The organism is Streptomyces sp. NPDC003036 (assembly GCF_040611175.1).
Classification (GTDB): domain Bacteria; phylum Actinomycetota; class Actinomycetes; order Streptomycetales; family Streptomycetaceae; genus Streptomyces.
In genome coordinates this window covers 98,621-117,709 of record NZ_JBEXNO010000005.1, presented here as the reverse complement: position 1 = coordinate 117,709, position 19,089 = coordinate 98,621, and the positions used below count along the sequence as shown (strand labels likewise).

General features: G+C 72.4%; 18 protein-coding genes, 1 tRNA gene and 1 pseudogene. 9 read left to right on the top strand and 11 right to left on the bottom strand.

All coding sequences use genetic code 11. The annotated features are described in order from the left end of the window. Positions 1-129 precede the first annotated feature (129 nt). Positions 130-921, top strand: coding sequence for a (2Fe-2S)-binding protein (locus ABZX67_RS05705; RefSeq protein ID WP_355355036.1), 792 nt, complete (start codon positions 130-132; stop codon positions 919-921). Between the two features lie 88 nt (positions 922-1,009). Here the strand turns inward: ABZX67_RS05705 and ABZX67_RS05700 are convergent, their stop codons facing one another. Both ABZX67_RS05700 and ABZX67_RS05695 read right to left on the bottom strand, forming a co-directional pair. Continuing rightward, a complete protein-coding gene (locus ABZX67_RS05700) occupies positions 1,010-1,378 on the bottom strand; it encodes a hypothetical protein (RefSeq protein WP_355355033.1) in 369 nt (122 codons plus the stop codon). Positions 1,379-1,902: 524 nt separating this feature from the next. Beyond that, positions 1,903-2,520: a TetR family transcriptional regulator gene (locus ABZX67_RS05695; protein ID WP_355355240.1), complete on the bottom strand. Its 618-nt coding sequence runs from the start codon at positions 2,518-2,520 to the stop codon at positions 1,903-1,905. A gap of 104 nt (positions 2,521-2,624) precedes the next feature. On the opposite strand from ABZX67_RS05695, the gene ABZX67_RS05690 reads away from it, so the two are divergent. The 6 genes from ABZX67_RS05690 (at position 2,625) to ABZX67_RS05665 (ending at position 7,622) form a co-directional block, all read left to right on the top strand. Next, complete coding sequence (locus ABZX67_RS05690) at positions 2,625-3,566, top strand: oxidoreductase (protein WP_355355030.1); 942 nt, start codon at positions 2,625-2,627, stop codon at positions 3,564-3,566. Between the two features lie 308 nt (positions 3,567-3,874). Beyond that, positions 3,875-5,590: an ATP-binding protein gene (locus ABZX67_RS05685; RefSeq protein ID WP_355355027.1), complete on the top strand. Its 1,716-nt coding sequence runs from the start codon at positions 3,875-3,877 to the stop codon at positions 5,588-5,590. A gap of 7 nt (positions 5,591-5,597) precedes the next feature. Beyond that, positions 5,598-6,032: a roadblock/LC7 domain-containing protein gene (locus tag ABZX67_RS05680; protein WP_355355024.1), complete on the top strand. Its 435-nt coding sequence runs from the start codon at positions 5,598-5,600 to the stop codon at positions 6,030-6,032. A gap of 3 nt (positions 6,033-6,035) precedes the next feature. Further along, on the top strand, positions 6,036-6,434 hold the full coding sequence (locus ABZX67_RS05675; RefSeq protein ID WP_355355021.1) for a DUF742 domain-containing protein: 399 nt from the start codon (positions 6,036-6,038) through the stop codon (positions 6,432-6,434). Then, on the top strand, positions 6,412-7,041 hold the full coding sequence (locus ABZX67_RS05670; RefSeq protein ID WP_355355018.1) for an ATP/GTP-binding protein: 630 nt from the start codon (positions 6,412-6,414) through the stop codon (positions 7,039-7,041). Before ABZX67_RS05675 ends, ABZX67_RS05670 begins: the two co-directional genes overlap by 23 nt. Then, a complete protein-coding gene (locus ABZX67_RS05665; RefSeq protein WP_355355015.1) occupies positions 7,038-7,622 on the top strand; it encodes a GAF domain-containing protein in 585 nt (194 codons plus the stop codon). Before ABZX67_RS05670 ends, ABZX67_RS05665 begins: the two co-directional genes overlap by 4 nt. Positions 7,623-7,743: 121 nt before the next feature. On the opposite strand, the gene ABZX67_RS05660 is transcribed toward ABZX67_RS05665, so the two are convergent. Next, a complete protein-coding gene (locus tag ABZX67_RS05660) occupies positions 7,744-8,940 on the bottom strand; it encodes an acyl-CoA dehydrogenase family protein (protein WP_355355012.1) in 1,197 nt (398 codons plus the stop codon). A 647-nt stretch (positions 8,941-9,587) separates the two neighbouring features. Here ABZX67_RS05660 and ABZX67_RS05655 point away from each other — a divergent pair. Next, a tRNA-Pro gene (locus ABZX67_RS05655) sits at positions 9,588-9,661 on the top strand. 96 nt (positions 9,662-9,757) lie between these two features. Here ABZX67_RS05655 and ABZX67_RS05650 read toward each other — a convergent pair. From ABZX67_RS05650 to rhaI, 3 genes are all read right to left on the bottom strand, one after another. Next, entirely contained in the window at positions 9,758-11,290 is a 1,533-nt protein-coding gene (locus tag ABZX67_RS05650) for a rhamnulokinase family protein (protein ID WP_355355009.1), read from the bottom strand. A 185-nt stretch (positions 11,291-11,475) separates the two neighbouring features. Beyond that, the gene (locus tag ABZX67_RS05645) at positions 11,476-13,521 is read right to left on the bottom strand and encodes a bifunctional aldolase/short-chain dehydrogenase (protein ID WP_355355006.1); all 2,046 of its coding nucleotides are present in this window, start codon (positions 13,519-13,521) and stop codon (positions 11,476-11,478) included. A gap of 75 nt (positions 13,522-13,596) precedes the next feature. Continuing rightward, the gene (rhaI, locus tag ABZX67_RS05640) at positions 13,597-14,766 is read right to left on the bottom strand and encodes an L-rhamnose isomerase (RefSeq protein WP_355355003.1); all 1,170 of its coding nucleotides are present in this window, start codon (positions 14,764-14,766) and stop codon (positions 13,597-13,599) included. 41 nt (positions 14,767-14,807) lie between these two features. Between rhaI and ABZX67_RS05635 the strand changes: the two genes are divergently transcribed. Beyond that, positions 14,808-15,494: a LacI family DNA-binding transcriptional regulator gene (locus tag ABZX67_RS05635; protein ID WP_355355000.1), complete on the top strand. Its 687-nt coding sequence runs from the start codon at positions 14,808-14,810 to the stop codon at positions 15,492-15,494. Between the two features lie 138 nt (positions 15,495-15,632). Here ABZX67_RS05635 and ABZX67_RS05630 read toward each other — a convergent pair. From ABZX67_RS05630 to ABZX67_RS05610, 5 genes and pseudogenes are all read right to left on the bottom strand, one after another. Next, positions 15,633-15,740, bottom strand: a pseudogene (locus ABZX67_RS05630) (fumarylacetoacetate hydrolase family protein); the annotation flags it as partial. Continuing rightward, positions 15,737-15,922 carry an SDR family NAD(P)-dependent oxidoreductase gene (locus tag ABZX67_RS05625; RefSeq protein ID WP_355355271.1) on the bottom strand — a complete coding sequence of 62 codons (186 nt, stop codon included), beginning with the start codon at positions 15,920-15,922 and terminating at the stop codon, positions 15,737-15,739. The gene ABZX67_RS05625 and the pseudogene ABZX67_RS05630, both read right to left, overlap by 4 nt. Beyond that, positions 15,919-16,890, bottom strand: a complete 972-nt coding sequence (locus ABZX67_RS05620; RefSeq protein ID WP_355354997.1) for a fumarylacetoacetate hydrolase family protein — start codon at positions 16,888-16,890, stop codon at positions 15,919-15,921. Before ABZX67_RS05620 ends, ABZX67_RS05625 begins: the two co-directional genes overlap by 4 nt. Positions 16,891-17,068: 178 nt before the next feature. After that, positions 17,069-18,007: a VOC family protein gene (locus ABZX67_RS05615; protein WP_355354994.1), complete on the bottom strand. Its 939-nt coding sequence runs from the start codon at positions 18,005-18,007 to the stop codon at positions 17,069-17,071. Positions 18,008-18,021: 14 nt separating this feature from the next. Beyond that, positions 18,022-19,074 (bottom strand): amidohydrolase family protein, encoded by a 1,053-nt coding sequence (locus tag ABZX67_RS05610; RefSeq protein ID WP_355355237.1) that lies wholly within the window; start codon positions 19,072-19,074, stop codon positions 18,022-18,024. Between the last annotated feature and the right edge of the window lie 15 nt (positions 19,075-19,089).

Genomic DNA, 19,089 nt, shown 5'->3' with positions numbered 1-19,089 from the left:
CCACGCCATCCGCCGGTCCGGTTGTGGTCGGTGACACAGGGGGCTCTGGCGTGCCGCGGGCGGGTCTGCGAGGCTTCGGCCCGACCAGCGACGGCGGAACGAGGAAGCCGGGAGAGGACGATGGCACCCATGCGCCCACACGCCCCCGGCGGCCGGGCCGGCCGCCGACCGCCTGCCGTCCCGGGAAGCGGCGCGACCGGTGGACCGGGCGGTGCGCACCTGGTGGGCGCCGACGTACCGGCGCGTGTCTCCGCTATCGGTCCCTACTTCGCGATGGCGTGCGGCCCGCGGGCCGACGCCGATCGGTTCCGCCCGCTCACCGCGCTGTACGAGGACCGGGCGGTCCTCGCGCGGTACGTGGCGGAAGTCGGCCGGCGGCTCGGAACCGATCAGCGGCGTGTCGCCGCCTCCACCCTCCACATCGGCACGGCCGCCCGCCTGTGGTCCATCGCGCTGGGCACCGCCGCGCTCACCGGCCGGGTGCCCGACCTCGCACCCGAGCGGGTCTGGTGGCGGACGCCCGATACCGGCCCGGTCGACCTGTGGATGCCGGACGCCCCGGAAGTGGCCGAGGGCGACGTGGTCGATGTCCTGCGCGAAACCGTCGTCGTACGGAACCTCCTTCCCCTGGGCGACGCCGTACGCCGGCTCTACGGGGTGTCCCCGCACGCTCTGCGTGGCAACGCCGCCTCCGCGCTCCTGGGAGCGGTACGGGTGACGCTCGCCCAAGCCCCGGACGCCCCGCACTCACCGCTCCCCCTGGCGACCGCACTGCTGGAGCGAGAACCGCTCGCGGGTGCGGGAACCTTCGATGCGGACTCCCTCACGTACCGTCGCCGGAGCTGCTGTCTCTACTACCGCGTCCGAGGTGCCGGGGTCTGCGGTGACTGCGTCCTCGGCCGGGAGCGGACCCGCGCCTGACGCGGTCTCGAGTCGGCCTGTCCGACGGCTCGGACAGCGGGCCACGACCACATGCCGAGCCCGTCACACGCGGCGCAACGAGTGGGTGCTACGCCCGGCTGGTGAAAGGATTGCCGTGCCCGGGCAGCTGCCTGCCCGGCGGCACATACCGCAGCCGCCCGCTCTGGTCGGTCACCGGCGTGAACCCGCATGCTCGCAACCGGGCGGCGTACTTGGCCCTGTAGCGCCGGTTGCCGACGACGAGGACGGGCACGAGCCCCATGAGCGCGACCCAGGCGATGCCGGCGATGAGAGCCGCGGTGGTGTCCGCGCCGAGCTGGAAGCAGAGGCCCACGGAAGCAGCGGTGAAGCCGACGCTCGCGATCACCCGCAACTGCTTCTCGCTGCACCTGGCGGCGAGGTCGTACGTGATGCGGGCTCTGAGAAGCTCGACCGCGTCCGGCATGAGGGGCGGCAAAGCGTCCCCCCTCGCCGGCGTTCGGGTACCGTGCCCGGTTCCGTGCGGCCCGCGCGCGGGCCTGGGGGTCGGGGTCGGGCACGATGCGCATCACGAACCCCTTTCCCTGTGGTCCGCCGCCCTGCCATGCGTCGGCGTACTCGTACCCGTACTGCTCGGCGATGGAGGCGAGACGAGCCAACTGCCTTATGGACGCCGTGGCACTGGTGATCTCTACGGGCTCCCCGCCCTCCATCCGCCGCAGCATCTTGCGCGCCGTCTTCCGGGGGCTCCGGCATGCAGTCGGCGCACTGGCTCCGGGAAGGTCATGGTGACAGGGCGGCACGCCTGTTCGCATTGCCGTCGGCCGGCAATCTTCGCGCTGCCTTGATGCCGGTGACGTCATCGGCGCATCGACGAAGGGAGGGGCTTGGCGCAGGGCCACGAGCGCGCCCGGCGACCGGAGCGCTTCGGGCCGTCTTCGTCCCCCACCGACACGGTCGCCGTGGCCCAGCGGTCAGAGCCGTACGGCGGCGGACATCCGGTCACGTCGAGGGGCGAGGTGACCCGGCCCCAGGCGCGTCCAGCGCCGGGGCGATGACGGCGAAGGCCCGGTCGATCAGCGCGGCCGGGTCCTCGGCGCCGTCGCTGTCGCTCCACCGCCGCAGTACGGCGTCGTAGGCGGTCAGCGCCATCCCCGCGGCCAGCCGCGGGTACAGGTCGGTCTCGGGGTCGAGCTCCAGGCGGTGCGCCAGCTCCGCCGCCAGGTCGTCGCGCCACTGCGCCTGGCGTTCCAGGAAGCGCGCGAGCAGGGCGGGCGTGCGCAGGATCAGCTGGACCACGCGCAGAGCCCTGGCCGCGTGGCCGGAGTGGTCACCGCAGGCGGCCATGGACACCCACACCGCGTGTTTCAGCGCCGCCGACGGCTGCTCCCCGGCCGGACGGCCCGCCAGCTCCGTCCGTATGCCGGCGCCCATGTCCGCCAGGAACTGGACGACCACGTCCTCCTTGGACGCGAAGTACCGGAAGAAGGTGCGCTTGGACACCCCGGCGGCGGTCGCGATCTCGTCGATGGTGACCGCGTCGAACCCCTTCAGCGCCAGCGACTGCAGCGCCGCCTCGGTCAACTCGTTGGCGACAAGCTGACGCTTGCGCTCGGCCATGGTCACTTCTGGGCGGGAACTCACCCGGCAATCGTAGCGCCATGTCGTGCGTGTCACCTGGTAGCGCCTTGACACTTGGTGACATCACAGGCAGCGTGTGCCGCATGACAGAGCAGATGAAGCGCTGGACCGACGAGCGGATACCCGACCAGACCGACCGCGTGTTCGTCGTCACCGGAGCCAACAGCGGCCTCGGACTCGCCACCACCCGGGCACTCGCCCGCCGACGCGGGCGCGTGATCCTCGCGGTGCGCGACGAGGCGAAGGGGCGACGGGCGGCCGCCGAGATCACCACCGAGCTGCCGGCCGCCCGTCTGGAGGTACGCCGCCTCGACCTGGCCGACCTGGATTCGGTACGGGCCTTCGCCGACCGGCTGCGCGCCGACCACCCGCGGCTGGACGTGCTCGTGAACAACGCCGGAGTGATGGCGCCCCCGCGATCACTGAGCCGGCAGGGCCACGAGCTCCAATTCGCCGTCCACCACCTCGGCCACTTCGCCCTCACCGGCCTGCTGCTCGACCTGCTGAGCGGCGGGCGTGACCCCCGCGTGGTCACGGTCACCTCGCTCAACCACCGCAAGGGCCGGCTCCACTTCGACGACCTCACCGGCGAGCGCGCGTACTCGCCCATGGGCTTCTACAACCAGGCGAAGTTCGCCAACGCCGTCTTCGGACGGGAGCTCCACCGCCGCCTCACCGCCGCGGGCAGCCCCGTGCGCAGCGTGCTCGCCCACCCCGGCTACACCGCCACCAACCTCCAGACCAGCGCGCCCGTCGGCCTGGTGAAGGTGCTGTTCGGCCGCCTCCTCGTCCCGCTCGCCCAGCCCCCGGTCCAGGGCGCGCTGCCCCAGCTGTACGCGGCGACCGATCCGGGGGCGAGCGGCGGTGAGCTCTTCGGCCCGGACGGCCGGGGCGAGTTGCGCGGCGCCCCCACGCGGGTGGCGCTGTCCCCGGCGGCGGCCGACGCGGAGACGGGCCGCCGCCTGTGGGAGGTGTCGGAACGGCTGACCGACGTGCGGTTCGCCTTCCCGGCCCCTGCCTCCTGAGGGCGGGTTCGCACGAGCCGCGGGGCCGCCGGGCCCCGCGGCCGGCGTCAACTCCGCGTTTTCGGGCTGGAGTACGAGGCCTCATACCAGAGCGGGACGCTTGGCGGGCAAGTTTGTCAACTGCCCATCAGACGTGAATGTATGCCGACTACCGTGTGTGGCCGGTGATCAACGGTGGGCTCATCGGACGCCTGAGGCGTTCGCCGAAGCACCACGGTCGAACACCCGCAGCACTCCACACACGCACGTCCGTACCTCCACGCCGATTCGCACGCCGATTCCCGGGGCCCCACGTACCAAGGACGCTGATGTCTCAACTTCGCGCACCCGCCGCGCGGCCGGACCGCCGTGAAGGCGGGCGGCACGGCCGGTCCGGCGCCCGTCCCCTGCCGCACCGCGGGAGGCCGAACCCGCCCGGCCCGTCTCCGGAAGCCCGCATACGCTCCCGACTCCTGGGCGCCGCCGTCGTGCCCTCGGTCGTCGTCGCCCTCGGCGGCGTCGCCGCCGTGCTCCTCACCCTCCGCTCCACCGGCGCCGGCCCGTCGCCCACCCTGTGGGCCGCGCTGACCGCCTGCGCGGCGCTCGCCGTCGCGGCCATCGCCGGGGCGGCCCTGAGCGCCGACCGCGTGGCCACCTCCGTACTGGACCGGTGCGCCGCGCTGCGCCGCACCGCCGCGCGCGGCCCGAGCGAACTCCAGGCCCTGGTCGCCCAACTGCGCCGCGGGGAGCGGCCGCCCCCACGGCCGGGCACGCCGCTGCCCGGGCCCGGCGCGGACGAGTTCGACGTGCTCGCGGCCGAGCTGACCCGCTCCCACGAGGCCGCGGTGACCGCCGTCGTACAGGCGTCCCAGCTCTCCAGCGCCGTCGGCAACGAACAGAAGGTCGAGGTCTTCGTCAACCTCGCCCGCCGGCTCCAGTCCCTCGTCCACCGCGAGATCCAGCTGCTCGACGAGCTGGAGAACCAGGTCGAGGACCCCGAGCTGCTCAAGGGCCTCTTCCACGTCGACCACCTGGCCACCCGCGTCCGACGGCACGCCGAGAACCTCGCCGTCCTCGGCGGCGCCATCTCACGCCGCCAGTGGTCCAACCCGGTCACCATGACCGAGGTGCTGCGCTCCTCCATCGCGGAGGTCGAGCAGTACCCGAGGGTCAAGCTGGTGCCGCCGATCGAAGGCACCCTTCGCGGGCACGCCGTCGCCGACGTCATCCACCTCCTCGCCGAACTCGTCGAGAACGCCACGCTGTTCTCCGCGCCGCACACCACCGTGCTGCTGCGCGCCCAGTACGTCACGGCCGGGCTCGCCGTCGAGGTCGAGGACCGCGGGCTCGGCATGTCGGCCGACGAGCAGCACAAGATGAACGCCCTGCTCAACGACCCCGACCAGGTCAACGTCGCCCATCTCCTCCAGGACGGGCGGATCGGCCTGTACGTCGTCGCGGCGCTCGCCCGCCGGCACGGCATCGCCGTCCGCCTCCAGACCAACATCTACGGCGGCGTCCAGGCCGCCATCGTCCTGCCGCAGGGACTCCTCGGCGCCGAATCCGCCTCGACCCCCCAGGCCGCGTCCACCACGGGGACCCCGGGGACCCAGGGGACGGAAACCCCGGCGGCCGGCGACGTACCGGCACCGCTCGCGCCACCGGACGCCGCGCGCCCCGAGCCCGTACAGCCGCGACCCGCCCCGCCCGCCCCACCCGCCCTGCCGCCGCAGCAGCCGGCTCCGTACGTACCGGACCCCGCGCCCCTCCCCGTACAGGAGGAGCACGGCGACCGGCCCCGCCTCCCCAAGCGGCGCGCGCAGGAGCACCTGGTGCCGCAGCTGCGCGACGCGCCCGTGGTGCGCCGCCACGACGACGAAACCCTGCACGACCCGGGCCTGATGGCCGCCTTCCGGCGCGGTATCGGACTGGCGGAGCTCGCTCACGCCGACTCCGACACCGACCCGGCCCCTGCCCCCGTCCCCGACACCGCTTTCGACCGACACCCCGCACCGCAGCGACACGACGAAGCTCACAAGGAGTAGATGCACCATGGCGAGTGATGTGCCCACCGGCCATTCCTCGGATCTCGACTGGCTGCTCACCGGTCTGATCCAGCGGGTCCCCCATACCCGCAGCGCGGTCCTCCTCTCCTCCGACGGCCTGGTGAAATCGGTGCACGGCCTCGACGCCGACAGCGCCGACCACATGGCGGCCCTCGCCTCCGGCCTGTACTCGCTGGGCCGCAGCGCCGGTACCCGCTTCGGCGACAACGGTGAGGTCCGGCAGGTCGTCGTCGAACTCGACAACACCCTGCTGTTCGTCTCCACCGCCGGATCCGGCACCTGCCTGGCCGTGCTGGCCGGGCGCGAGACCGACGCCGCCGTCCTCGGTTACGAGATGGCGATGCTGGTCAAGAGCGTACGGCCCTACCTCGTCACCCCGGCCCGACAAGCGGCGGCGGTCCCGGGCGCCACGGGACGCTGAGCCGTGCCGTCCTCCCGATCACGGCAACGCCAAGGGCAGTGGCAGGACGGGCCCTGGCTCGACGACGCGGCCGGCCGGCTCATCCGCCCGTACACGGTGAGCGGCGGCCGCACCCGGCCGACGGCCGCGCTGGACCTGCTCTCCCTCGTGATGGCCACCGGGGCGGTGCCGCAGGCCCCGCTCGGCCCGGAGCACACCCAGGCCCTCGGGCTGTGCCACGGCCCGACCTCGGTGGCCGAGGTCGCGGCGCACCTGCGGCTGCCCGCGGTGGTCACCAAGGTGCTGCTCTCCGACCTCGTCGACTGCGGGGCGCTGACCGCCCGGGCGCCCCGCGTCCACGACAACCCCACCGACCGTTCCTTGCTGGAGGCAGTGCTCCATGGCCTACGACGACGGCTCTGAGGCTCCAGACGGTTTCGACGACGACGTCTTCCCCACCGCCGTGAAGATCCTGATCGCGGGGGGCTTCGGGGTCGGGAAGACCACCTTCGTGGGCGCGGTGAGCGAGATCGAACCGCTGAGCACGGAGGAGCTGCTCACCCAGGTGAGCATCGGCACCGACGACCTCGCCGGCGTGGAGTCCAAGACCACCACCACGGTCGCCATGGACTTCGGCCGCCTCACCCTCGACCGGCGGCACGTGCTGTACCTCTTCGGCACACCCGGCCAGGAGCGGTTCTGGTTCATGTGGGACGAGCTCTCCGAGGGCGCGCTCGGGGCGGTGGTGCTCGCCGACACCCGCCGGCTCCAGGCCTCCTTCTCGGCCGTCGACTTCTTCGAACGGCGCGGCATCCGCTTCGTCGTGGCCGTCAACGAGTTCGACGGCTCCTTCCGGTACGCACCCGACGAGGTCCGCGCCGCCATCGACCTCAAGCCGGAGGTACCGGTCGTGCTGTGCGACGCCCGGATCGCGAGCTCCGGAATCCAGACCCTGGTCACCCTCGTCCAGCACCTGCTGGCGACCAACCCCGCCCCGGCCCCGGCGCCGAGCTACGGAGCACCGTCATGACCTACGACCCCACCCGTCACCTCCTGCTCACCCCCGTCGACCGCGAGGCACCCCTGCGCGTACGACGGCTGCGCGAACTCGGCCTCGGGGAGCAGCCCGACCCCGCCCTCGACGCGTTCGCCGCCAGGCTGGCGCAGGTGACCGGAGCGCCGTACTCGATGGTCAACTTCATCGACGAGAACCGGCAGTTCTTCGCCGGCCTGCACACCCCGGACGGCACCCACGCGCGCCAGGACCTCAAGTCCACCGCTGCCGCCACGGCCGCGGCCACGGGGGGCGTCAGCCGCTTCATGGCGCGCGACCACGGCTACTGCCCGCACGTGGTCGTGCGCCGCAAGGCGCTGGTCCTGGAGGACGTCTGCGACTATCCGCGGTTCGCGGGCAACCCGGTCGTCGACGAGATCGGCATCCGCTCCTACCTCGGCGCGCCCCTCATCGACCGTACGGGCACGGCCCTCGGCACGATCTGCGTGGTCGACACCGAACCCCGGCCGTGGGGGCGGGCGGGCCTGGAGACGATCAAGTCGCTCGCGGCGGAGCTCGTGGAGCAGATCCACCGCCGCGAGGACGGGGGCCTGTGAGCGGCCCTCGCCCCGTGGTGCGCCGGCCATGATGTCCCCGAGGGGCGCCTTCCGAGCCCCTCGGGGACATCATGCGTTCCGTGCGCGCCCGTTCCGTGTGCGGTGCGCCGCAGGGCGGGCACTAAAGGGCTGGTTGCATGCGTACGACATCGGCGAGCCGCTCCGACCACTGGCCTTTCGACGCGCCCAGCGCGACCTCGGCGAGGCGCAGCAGCTGGACGTCGGAGGTGCCGGCGGGGGCGAAGATGTGGTGCGCGTCGCGCAGGTAGCGCTCGATGGGGCGGTCGGTGAAGAGCCCGGCCGCGGCGTGGATCTCCATGGCGTCGCGCGCGGAGTCCAGCGCCGACTCGACGTTGAGGAGCTTGGCGTTCATCAGCTCCGCGTCGCAGGGCATCCCCTGGTCGAGCAGGTGCACCGCGTGGTAGGCGGCCAGCCGCGCCGTCATCAGCCGTGACTGGATCCGGCCCAGCTTGAGCTTGACGGACGGCAGCTCGTGCAGGGGCGCGCCGTAGCGCTGGCGCTCCTCGCCGAAGCGGATCGTCTCCTCCAGGATCGCCTGGTGGATGCCGAGGGAGACGGCGGTCAGGTTGGCCCGCCCGTACAGCACGCTGGAGGAGTAGGCGACGGCGAGCCCGTCCCCCTCGTCGCCGAGGCGGTTCGCCGCCGGGACGCGGCAGTTGTCGAAGAACAGCTCGCCGAAGCTGAAGCCGTGCAGGCCCATCGTCGGCTTCTGGTCGCCGACGCGGAAGCCGGGCCGCCACGGCTCGACGAGGAAGGCCGTGAGCCCCTTGGAGCCGGGGCCGGTGCGGACGACGACACCGTGCAGATCCCCGACATGGCTGTTGCCGACGAACACCTTCCGGCCGTTGAGGAGGTAGTCGTCGCCGTCCCGGACGGCGGTGGCGTTCATGCCCAGGACATGGCCGCCGGACTCGGGCTCGGTGACCGCGATCGTCGGCAGGCAGTCACCCGCCGCGATCGCCGGCAGCCACGTCTTCTTCTGCTCGTCACTGCCGAAGTGCACGATCTTGGCGGCGCCCAGCTGCGAGGCCTGGACCATGGCCCCCATGGCGCCGCTGACCCGCGACAACTCCTCGATGATGATCGTCTTGCCGAGGTGACCGATCCCCATCCCGCCGTAGTCCCTGCCGATCGTCGCGCCCAGCCAGCCCTGCCGGGCGATGAGCCGGGACAGCTCATGGTGCACCGACCGGGCCGCCTCCATGGCGGGTATCAGTGGCCGAACCCGGTTCTCCGCGAAGTGCCTGACTTCCTCCCGTAGTTGGTGATGGAGTCGACTGGCGAAATACCCGTCCATGCGAGCCCTCCTCTGCGAAACGCCTGCTCGTGCGGTTGTCGAACAGGTGGTGCATCGGTAGTGGTCCCGTCCCGAACAGGCCGACCACCTCATGGTGTTGATCGTCTCCGACCCTTCAGCGCGCCGCTCAACTTTGTCCAGAACACGGTCGGTTGACGTTTCACGGGGGCTGTGGTTCCCGTGGTACTGGCCTGTCCGGTCCTATCCGGGGTCCATTCCCCCTGCGCTTCTTTCTGCCACATGCCAAGGGCAAAGCTTTCGCGGGCCTCTCGCCCGGAGGGGTGGATTCCGACCTCACTGGTTCACCGTGGCCCCAGGCGTACGGGGTGGGCGGATCGATTCGGCACGGGTGCCGACCGAATCCCTACCGTGGATGAGCGGGATGTGCGCTTCGTTGCGCACGGGTGGCTGCGGCGAGGCGGGGAGGGGGCGTGCGCGGTTCCGGCGCGTGAGGGCGCACGGCGGCGTACGTCGCGTGGCGGGGTCGCTCGCGTGGTGTGCGGGGGCGCGTGCGGGTGGTGCGCGCGCGGCCGGTCTGATGGTTTCGAACTGGTGACCGATACGGAAAGCGGTTCGTGATCACCGCTGGGAGTGCGGTATTGTTCTCATGCACGCCGGGCCGGGGAAACCCCAGGTCAGACGGGCATCGGGACGTGGCGCAGCTTGGTAGCGCACTTGACTGGGGGTCAAGGGGTCGCAGGTTCAAATCCTGTCGTCCCGACTTTGCGGAGTCGCAGGTCAAGGGGCCGTTTCAGAGTGATCTGAAACGGCCCCTTGACCGTTTTGGGGTATCGGCGGCGAAGAGGGGCGACGCGCGTCAGGAGAGCCTCGGGGCGGAGTCCAGCCGGGCGGCTGCCGCGTCCCAGGCGGCGCTGTCGCCCCGGGGGGTGTAGTGCCGCAGGTGCTGAGTGGAGGCGACCAGCCGGCGCATGTCGGGGAGGTCGCCGACCAGGCCGGCGGCGCGGGCCTGGACGAGGATGTTGCCCAGCGCGGTGGCCTCGGTGGGGCCGGCGACGACGGGCAGGCCGGTGGCGTCGGCGGTGAGTTGGCAGAGCAGGTCGTTGCGCGCTCCGCCGCCGACGAGGTGGATCCGGGTGATGTCGCGGCCGGCGAGCTCGGCGGCCTGGCGCAGGGCGCGGCGGTGGGCCAGGGCCAGGCTCTCCAGGATGCAGCGGACCACCGCGCCCCGGCTGCCGGGAACGCGCTGGCCGGTGCGGGCGCAGTGGTCCCGGATGCGGGCCGGCATGTCGCCGGGGGCGAGGAACTCCGGGGCGTCCGGGTCGATGAGGGAGGCGAACGCCTCGGACCGGGCCGCGTCGTCGAGGAGGGCCGGGAGAGGGGTGGGCGGGTTCTCCTTGCCCCAGGTGCGCCGGCACTCCTCCAGCAGCCACATTCCCATGATGTTGCGCAGGTACCGCACGGTGCCGTCGATACCGCGCTCGTTGGTGAAGTTCGCCGCCCGGGACGCCTCGCTCAGGACCGGGGCGTCCAGTTCGAGGCCGGCCAGCGACCACGTACCGCACGAGATGTAGGCGAAGTGCGGCTCCGTCGCGGGCACGGCGACGACCGCGGAGGCGGTGTCGTGCGAGGCGACCGTCGTCACCGGCGTCCGGGGGTCGAGCCCGGTGTAGGCGGCGACGTGGGGCAGCAGGGTGCCCGCCGGGTCGCCGGGGGAGCGCAGCGGAGGGAACAGGCCCGGCTCGAGAGAGAGCCGGTCCAGGAGCTCCTGGGACCACGTACCCGTGCGGGCGTCGAAGAGACCGGTGGTGGAGGCGTTGGTCTCCTCGGCGCCGATGGACCCCGTCAGCCAGTGGACCAGCAGGTCGGGGACGAGCAGCAGCATGCGGGCGGCGTCCCGCTGGGCGGTTCCCTCGGTCGCGGCCAGCTGGAAGACGGTGTTGAACGGCAGGTGCTGCAGGCCCGTGATGCCGTACAGCTCCTCGGGGCCGATCCGCTCCCAGACGCGGGCGGCGGCGCCGTCGGTCCGGTTGTCGCGGTAGTGGAACGGATTGCCGAGGAGGGAGCCGTCGGCGTCGAGGAGTCCGAAGTCCACGGCCCAGGTGTCGACGCCGATCGAGGCGACACCACCACCGGAGCGGCCGGCCTCGCGGAGCCCGTCGAGGACGCCCTGGAACAGGGAGAGGACGTCCCAGCGCAGGCCGTCCGGCAAGCGCACGGGCGTGTTGGGGAAGCGGTGCGCCTCGATGAGGTCGAGGCTGTCCGGACCCACCCGACCGGTGATCACACGTCCGCTGGTGGCGCCGAGATCGACCGCGGCGAACGCGGACGCGGACGAGGGCGCGGACGAGGGCGCGGACGAGGGCGCGGACGAGGGTGGCGTGGTGGTCACGTGGATACCTCTGCGGTGGGGGCGGCTCAGCGGCTCGTCGAGGAGCGAGAAGGAAGGTGCAGGCGGACCGGCGGCGCCGTGCGGGCACGGTGTCAGGGCCGGTTCCCGTACGGCAGGGTGCCGCCGGTCCGCGGACGCACCTGGGGCCGGTGGGCCGGTCGCCGGCCCCAGAAAGAGAGGGACCGTCAGCGGAGGAAGGCCGCGGCGACGCCGGCGTCGACGGGGATGTGCAGGCCGGTGGTGTGGGTGAGGTCGCCGCCGGTCAGGGCGAAGACGGCGTTCGCGACGTGCTCGGGGAGGACCTCGCGCTTGAGGAGGGTGCGCTGGGCGTAGAACTCGCCGAGCTTCTCCTCCTCGATGCCGTACGTCGCCGCGCGCTGGGCACCCCAGCCGGCGGCGAAGATGCCGGAGCCGCGCACCACTCCGTCGGGGTTGACGCCGTTGACGCGGATGCCGTGCTCGCCGAGTTCGGCGGCGAGCAGCCGGACCTGGTGGGCCTGGTCGGCCTTGGTGGCGGAGTAGGCGATGTTGTTCGGCCCGGCGAAGACGGCGTTCTTGGAGGCGATGTAGACGATGTCGCCGCCCAGGCCCTGCTCGATCATGATCCGGGCGGCCTCGCGGGAGACGAGGAACGAGCCGCGGGCCATGATGTCGTGCTGCAGGTCCCAGTCGCGGGCGGTGGTCTCCAGCAGCGGCTTGGAGATGGAGATGCCGGCGTTGTTCACGACCAGGTCGACGCCGCCGAAGGCGAGGACGGCCTCGCGGAACGCGGCGGCGATCGCCTGCTCGTCCGTCACGTCCACCGTCACCGCCACGGCCCTGTCCGGCCCGCCGATCTCTTCGGCGACCGCCGCGGCGTTCTCGGCGTCGAGGTCGGCGACGACGACGCAGGCGCCTTCGGTGGCGAGGCGGTGGGCGACGGCCTTTCCGATGCCGCTGCCGGCGCCCGTCACCAGGGCGACGCGGGTGGCGAGCGGCTTCGGCTTCGGCATGCGCCGCAGCTTGGCCTCCTCCAGCTCCCAGTACTCGATCCGGAACTTCTCCGACTCCTCGATCGGCGCGTACGCCGAGACCGCCTCGGCCCCGCGCATCACGTTGATCGCGTTGACGTAGAACTCGCCCGCGACCCGCGCGGTCTGCTTGTCCTTGCCGAAGGAGAACATGCCCACGCCGGGGACCAGGACGATCGCGGGATCGGCCCCGCGCATCGCGGGGGAGTCCTCGGTGGCGTGCCGCGCGTAGTAGGCGGCGTACTCCTCCCGGTAGGCGGTGTGGAGTTCGCCGAGCCTGGCGAGGACGGCGTCCAGGGGCGCGGTGGGCGGCAGGTCGAGGACGAGCGGGCGGACCTTGGTGCGCAGGAAGTGGTCCGGGCAGGATGTGCCGAGCGCCGCCAGCCGGGGGTGCTCGGCGCGGGACAGGAAGTCGAGGACGGCCTCGGTGTCGTTGAAGTGGCCGACCTGGGGCCGGTCGTGGGAGGCGAGCGCCCGGATACGCGGCGCGAGAGCGGCGGCACGGTCCCGGCGCGCCGCCTCGTCCAGCGGCTCGTAACCGGCGACGACCGGTCCGAACGGCTCGGGGCGGCCCCGCTCGGCGAGGAAGGCCTCGGCGGTCCGGATGATGTGCAGGGAGTTGCGCTCGCACTCCTCCGACGTGGTTCCCCAGGCTGTGATGCCGTGGCCGCCGAGGACGCAGCCGATCGCGTCGGGGTGGGCGGCCTGGACGGCGGCGATGTCGAGCCCGAGCTGGAAGCCGGGCCGGCGCCACGGCACCCACACCACGCTGTCCCCGAAGCATGCGGCGGTCAGCTTCTCCCCGTCGGCGGCGCAGGCCAGAGCGATGCCGGAGTCGGGGTGCAGGTGGTCGACGTGTGCCGCCTCCACCAGGCCGTGCATCGCGGTGTCGATCGACGGGGCCGCACCCCCCTTGCCGAACGAGCAGTGATCGAGGGCGGCGACCATCTCGTCCTCGCGCTCCACGCCGGGGTAGACGTCCTTCAGCGCCCGCAGGCGGTCCAGTCGCAGAACGGCGAGGCCGTCCTCCGTCAGGGTGCCCAGGTCGCCACCGGAGCCCTTGACCCAGAGCAACTCGACCGCAGTGCCGGTCACCGGGTCCGTGTCGACGCCCTTGGCCGAGGTGTTCCCCCCGGCGTAGTTGGTGTTGCGGGGATCGGCGCCCAGGCGGTTCGAACGCTGCAGGAGCTCACGGGGCGTGGGGCGGGGAGCGGAAGACATGGACCATCCTTCGAGGATCGCGAGAGGAGGAGGAAGGGGCGGTCGGCGGGCTGCCGGGCATGACGCACGACGAGGTCAGGCGCCCCAGCCGGCCTGTTCGCCGCCGACGCGCTCGGCAGCGGTCTTCTCGGCCCAGCCGGACGCGGCGTACGCGGCGACGGGGTCGGCGGCCAGCCCCATCTCCTCGCGAACCTCCCGCAGCAGGGGGCGAACGTCCGTGGCGTAGGCGTCCATCAGCACCGCGTTGGCCGCGAGTACGTCACCGGCGCGCTGCGCGGCGGCCAGCGCGTCGGTGTCGACGAGGAGGGCCTTGGCGGTGGCCTCCTGCACGTTCATCACCGAGCGGATGACCGCGGGGATCTTCGCCTCGATGTTGTGGCACTGGTCGAGCATGAAGGCCACGTTCGCGGCCGGACCGAGGCCGCCGTTCTTGGCGACCTCGTGCATGATCCGGAAGAGCTGGAACGGGTCGGCGGAACCGACCATCAGGTCGTCGTCCGCGTAGAAGCGCGAGTTGAAGTCGAAACCGCCGAGCTTCCCCTCCCGCAGCAGCAGCGCCACGATGAACTCGATGTTGGTCCCCGGCGCGTGGTGGCCGGTGTCCACGACCACCTGCGCCCGTGGGCCGAGCTTCAGGCAGTGGGCGTACGAGGTCCCCCAGTCCGGCACGTCCGTCGTGTAGAAGGCCGGCTCGAAGAACTTGTACTCGAGCAGCAGGCGCTGGTCGTCCCCGAGGCGTTCGTAGACCTCGGCCAGGGCGTCGGAGAGCCGGTCCTGGCGGGCGGCGACGTCGTCCTGCCCCGGATAGTTGGTTCCGTCGGCGAACCACAGCTTCAGGTCCTTCGACCCCGTGGCGTCCATGATGTCGACACACCCCAGCAGGTGGTCGACGGCCTTGCGGCGCACCGCCGCGTCGGGGTGGCAGACGCTGCCGAGCCGGTAGTCGTCGTCCTGGAAGGTGTTCGAGTTGATCGCGCCGAGCTGGAGGCCACGCTCCTTCGCGTACGCGGCCAGGGCGGCGTAGTCGTCGACCTCGTCCCACGGGATGTGCAGGGACACCTTCGGGGCGACGCCGGTGAACTCGTGGACCTTCGCCGCGTCGTCGAGCTTCTCCCAGGGTGTCCTGGGGACGCCGGGCCGGGCGAACACCTTGAAGCGGGTGCCGGAGTTCCCGTAGCCCCAGGAGGGCGTCTCGATGGTCTGGGCCTTGAGCGCGGCCTTCACGGCGTCCCGTACGACAGTCATGGGCAACCTCGGAACCTGGGCCGCGCTTGCGTCGGCGGCGGATGAATCGTTTCATTGACACGGAAACACGCTTCTGGAGACTGGTCAAGACGCTGCGACGTAAACGGAGTGAAAGGATTCACTTCGAGTGGCAAGGGGGCGGCCTACGATGGCGATCACACGGAACCGAGGTGAACGGACGGTCGGCAGTGGTGGGCATCAAGGAGGTGGCGCGCCAGGCGGGCGTCTCCGTGGGCACGGTCTCCAACGTGCTGAACCGGCCCGAGCGCGTCTCCAGCGAGGTCCGGGACCGGCGCGAGGGGCTCGTCCGCGCGGTGGAGGAGTCGGGGAGGGGACGCGACGCGATCGTGGACATCCCGGCCGAGAGACTGGACGTGGGCGCCGGCCGGGACGCGGGGGCACGGCTCGTCGGGCTGTCGTCCCGGCCGACCGCCGTCTTCTGCGCGAACGACCTGCTGGCCCTGGGTGTGATGCAGACGGCCTTCGACATGGGCGTCCGCGTGCCGGACGACCTCGCTGTCGTCGGCTACGACGACATCGAGTTCGCGGAAGCGAGCCTCATCCCGATGACCTCGGTGCGTCATCCGGCCGGCGAGATGGGCCGGCTGGCGACCGAGCTCCTGCTGCGGGAGATCGACCCGCCGGAACCGGGGAGCGAGCACCGGCACACCGGCATCGTGCTCAAGCCGGAGCTGGTCGTGCGCCGATCCAGCATGCCGCGGCCCTGACCCACGTCAACGCCGCACTCGGCCGCGACGCCGCACTCGGCCGCGACGCCGCACTCGGCCGCGACGCCGCACTCGGCCGCGGCGGTGCCCCGGCAGGGAGCCGTAGGGCGTGGCCCTGGAGCCGTCCACACCCACGTCGAGCCTGCCGATCCGCTCGATCTCGACGACGACACGATCGCCGTGGCCGATCGGGCCGACGCCGGCCGGGGTGCCCGTCGCGACCACGTCGCCCGGGTACAGGGTCAGAACCGACGCGCGGCCCGATCGTCGGCCAGGGTGACGTCGAGCCTGCGGACGCCCTCTTTGCTGTTCCGGTCCGTGGCGATGACCGTGGCGCCTTCCCGCTCCAGAGCGGTTACCGCGGCGGCGCCCTGGCCCCGGGCCGCGCCCGTGACGACGACCTTCTCCGCGAGGCGCCCGCCGTTCACGGCCGCTCCCGGCTGCGGCGCCGCCCCCGGGGCAGCTCGACCGGCGCCGGGCCGGGCACGACACGGGTGGTGAGGGACCCGATGCCCTCCACGGTCAGAGTGACGGTGTCGCCCGGCTTCAGCGGCGGGGGCACCTGTTCACCGCGCCGGCCCCACAGTTCGGCGAGACAGCCGCCGTTGCCGCAGGTGCCCGAGCCGAGCACGTCGCCGGCGACGATCCGGGTGCCGCGCGAGGCGTAGGCGGCCATCTCCTCGAAGGTCCAGCTCATGTTGGACAGCAGGTCCGAGCCGATCCGCTCGCCGTTGACCTCGGCGGTCAGCGCCAGGCGCAGGAAGCCGTCGGGATCGCGGTACGGCTCCAGCTCGTCCGCGGTCACCAGGCAGGGGCCGAGGGTGGTGGCGGTGTCCTTGCCCTTGCACGGGCCGAGTCCGACCCGCATCTCGGCGGACTGCAGGTCCCGCGCGGACCAGTCGTTGAAGATCGTGTAGCCGACGATGTGGTCCCGCGCCCGCTCCGGGGTGAGGTCGCGGCCCTCCCGGCCGATGACGGCCGCCACTTCGAGTTCGAAGTCGAGCACGGACGAGCCCGGGGGCATGGGCACGTCGTCGTGCGGGCCGAAGACCGCGTGCGGATTGGTGAAGTAGAAGGTGGGCGCCTCGTACCACTGAGCGGGTACTCCGGACTCGCCGCTGACGGACCGGCGTACGCCCTCGACGTGTTCCTCGAACGTGACGAAGTCCCTGACGGAGGACGGCTGGAGAGGGGAGAGCAGTCGGACTTCGGAGGCGTGCGGACCAGGCGGCACGTCCAGCGCCGCGGCGCCGGCGGCGAGCAGTCCGGCGAGGCCGTCCGTCTCACGGATCAGATCGGTCAGCGAGGTGACCCCCGGCAGAGGGAACAGCGTGCCGTCGTGCTCCACGACGGCGACACGCGGCCGGTGCCGGTACTCGAAAGCGGCGAAGCGCATGGTGCGGCTCCAAGGGAAGGAGGAGAGGAGTGGGCCACGCGGCCGGGGACACCCTGGACGGAGAGGCACTACCGGCTCAGGGCGGGCGCCCGGCCGCGCGCACCGGCCGGGGACGCGGCGGCGGGAGCCAGGGCGGGACACCGCCTGCCGCGCCCCCGGGGATCGGACGGGCCGGGCCCTACACCGGCGGGGCGACGAAGCAGCCGCGGTCGGGGTCGTTGAAGGACTCCTTGGCGACGAGCTCGTTCATCGGGTTGGCGGTGCCCCACTGGTCGGTGACCTCGGGCTGCGAGAAGTCGTAGACGTGGGGGTGCCAGGTGTCCTCGTCGAGCTCCTCCAACTCGGTGGTGTACTCGACGGTGTTGCCGTGCGGGTCGAGGAAGTAGGTGAAGGTGTTGTCGCCGGCCATGTGCCGGCCCGGGCCCCAGATCTTCCGGAACCCGGCCCGCATCACCCGGCCCGAGCCGCGCATGTACTCGTCGAGGCCGCGCATCTCGAAGGAGACGTGGTGCAGGGAGGTGTGCGGGCCCTTGGCGAGGGCCATGGAGTGGTGCTGGGTGCTGATCCGCATGAAGTGCATGACCTCGCCCATGTGGGGCGAGCTGAGGGTGTCGGACAGCCGGAAGCCGAGGTGCCGCTCGTACCAGGCGCGGGTGCGCTCCAGGTCGGGGGAGTTGAGGACGACGTGGGACAGCTTGACCGGGATGGCTTCCTTCTCCTCGATCTTGCGGTGCTTGCGGACCTGGACGTCGGCGGAGACCTCGATGGTGCGGCCGTCGACGTCGAAGAACCGGAAGCCGTAGCCGCCGCCGGGGGTGTCGACCGTGCCGGGCCGGGAGATCAGCCGCACGCCGCCGGCCAGGAGCTGCTCGGCGAGCGTGTCCACGTCGGCGGCGGAAGCGGCCCCGTACGAGACCAGGTCGAGGCGCTTCTCGTCGGCCTTGCGCAGCCGGACGACGTACTGCTCCGGGCTGCCCTCGGCGGCGAGGAAGGAGATGCCGGAGTCCTCGGCGACCTTGGTCAGGCCCCACACGCCGGCGTAGAAGTCGAGCTGCTTGTCGTAGTCGGGCACGGCGAGGTCGACGTGCCGCAGGTGGGTGAGCAGGCGGTTGTTCATCGCGGGGTGCCTCCTCAGGCGGGGGAGAGGTGGAGCAGGGCGGCGGCGTTGGCGCCGCGGACGGCGTGGAAGTCGGCGGCGGACAGGTCCGCTGCCCGCAGTGCGCCGACGGGGTCGTCGCAGCCCATGTCGAAGGGGAAGTCCGAGCCGAGCAGCACCCGGTCGGCGCCGGCCGTCTCGACCAGCGCCCGCAGGACGCGGTGGTCGTGCACGAGGGAGTCGAAGTACAGGCGTCGGAGGTAGCTGCTCGGCGGCTGCGCGCAGCCGGCCGACGCGTCGGCGCGGGCGCGCCAGGCGTGGTCGCTGCGTCCGATGTGGGTGGGCAGGTAGCCGCCGCCGTGGGCGGCGACGATCTTCAGCCCGGGGTGCCGGTCGAGGACGCCGGAGAAGATCAGGTGGGAGAGGGCGACGGCGTTCTCGGCGGGCTGGCCCACGGTGTTGGACAGGTACCACTGGTCGAGGCGCTCGTCGAGCGTGCAACCGAACGGGTGGAGGAAGATGATCGCCCCCGCCTTCTCCGCGCGCGCCCACAGGGGCTCGTACGCGAGGTCGGAGAGTTCCCGGCCGGGGGCGTGGCTGGAGATCTCCACCCCGGCCAGGCCCTGCTCCAGGGCGTGGTCGAGGGCGGCGACGGTCTGTTCCGGGTGCTGGAGCGGCACCAGGCCCAGGCCGCGCAGGCGGTCCGGCGCCGCCGCACAGTGTGTGGCGGTCGCCTCGTTGGCCAGCCGGCAGACCTTCTCGGCCGTGTGCGCGTCGGCCCAGTAGTGGTAGTGCGACGGCGAGGGACTCACCAGTTGTACGTCGACGCCCTGCGCGTCCATCCGGGCGAGCCGGACGGCCGGGTCGGTCAGGGCGGGGATCCGGTCGCGGACCATGGCGCCGCTGACCGCGAGCGCGGCGGGGCCGTTGCGGCGGGCATCGAGCTCCCCGGCCTCGGCGTGTCCGGGAAGGCCCGCGACGAGGGCGTCGATCTGGGGCAGCAGGACGTGCGCGTGGACGTCCACGGTGGGCGCGGCCGACGGAACCGGAACGGGGGCCCAGGCGGACGCGGCCGACGGAACCGACACGGGGGCCGGGGCGGG

Coding starts and splice junctions, on each gene's coding strand:
- ABZX67_RS05635 (WP_355355000.1), top strand. CDS start 14,808: ATGAATCGTTTCATTGACACGGAAACACGCTTCTGGAGACTGGTCAAG.
- ABZX67_RS05680 (WP_355355024.1), top strand. CDS start 5,598: ATGGCGAGTGATGTGCCCACCGGCCATTCCTCGGATCTCGACTGGCTG.
- ABZX67_RS05665 (WP_355355015.1), top strand. CDS start 7,038: ATGACCTACGACCCCACCCGTCACCTCCTGCTCACCCCCGTCGACCGC.
- ABZX67_RS05620 (WP_355354997.1), bottom strand. CDS start 16,890: ATGCGCTTCGCCGCTTTCGAGTACCGGCACCGGCCGCGTGTCGCCGTC.
- rhaI (WP_355355003.1), bottom strand. CDS start 14,766: ATGACTGTCGTACGGGACGCCGTGAAGGCCGCGCTCAAGGCCCAGACC.
- ABZX67_RS05705 (WP_355355036.1), top strand. CDS start 130: ATGCGCCCACACGCCCCCGGCGGCCGGGCCGGCCGCCGACCGCCTGCC.
- ABZX67_RS05690 (WP_355355030.1), top strand. CDS start 2,625: ATGACAGAGCAGATGAAGCGCTGGACCGACGAGCGGATACCCGACCAG.
- ABZX67_RS05645 (WP_355355006.1), bottom strand. CDS start 13,521: ATGTCTTCCGCTCCCCGCCCCACGCCCCGTGAGCTCCTGCAGCGTTCG.
- ABZX67_RS05695 (WP_355355240.1), bottom strand. CDS start 2,520: ATGGCCGAGCGCAAGCGTCAGCTTGTCGCCAACGAGTTGACCGAGGCG.
- ABZX67_RS05615 (WP_355354994.1), bottom strand. CDS start 18,007: ATGAACAACCGCCTGCTCACCCACCTGCGGCACGTCGACCTCGCCGTG.
- ABZX67_RS05685 (WP_355355027.1), top strand. CDS start 3,875: ATGTCTCAACTTCGCGCACCCGCCGCGCGGCCGGACCGCCGTGAAGGC.
- ABZX67_RS05670 (WP_355355018.1), top strand. CDS start 6,412: ATGGCCTACGACGACGGCTCTGAGGCTCCAGACGGTTTCGACGACGAC.
- ABZX67_RS05660 (WP_355355012.1), bottom strand. CDS start 8,940: ATGGACGGGTATTTCGCCAGTCGACTCCATCACCAACTACGGGAGGAA.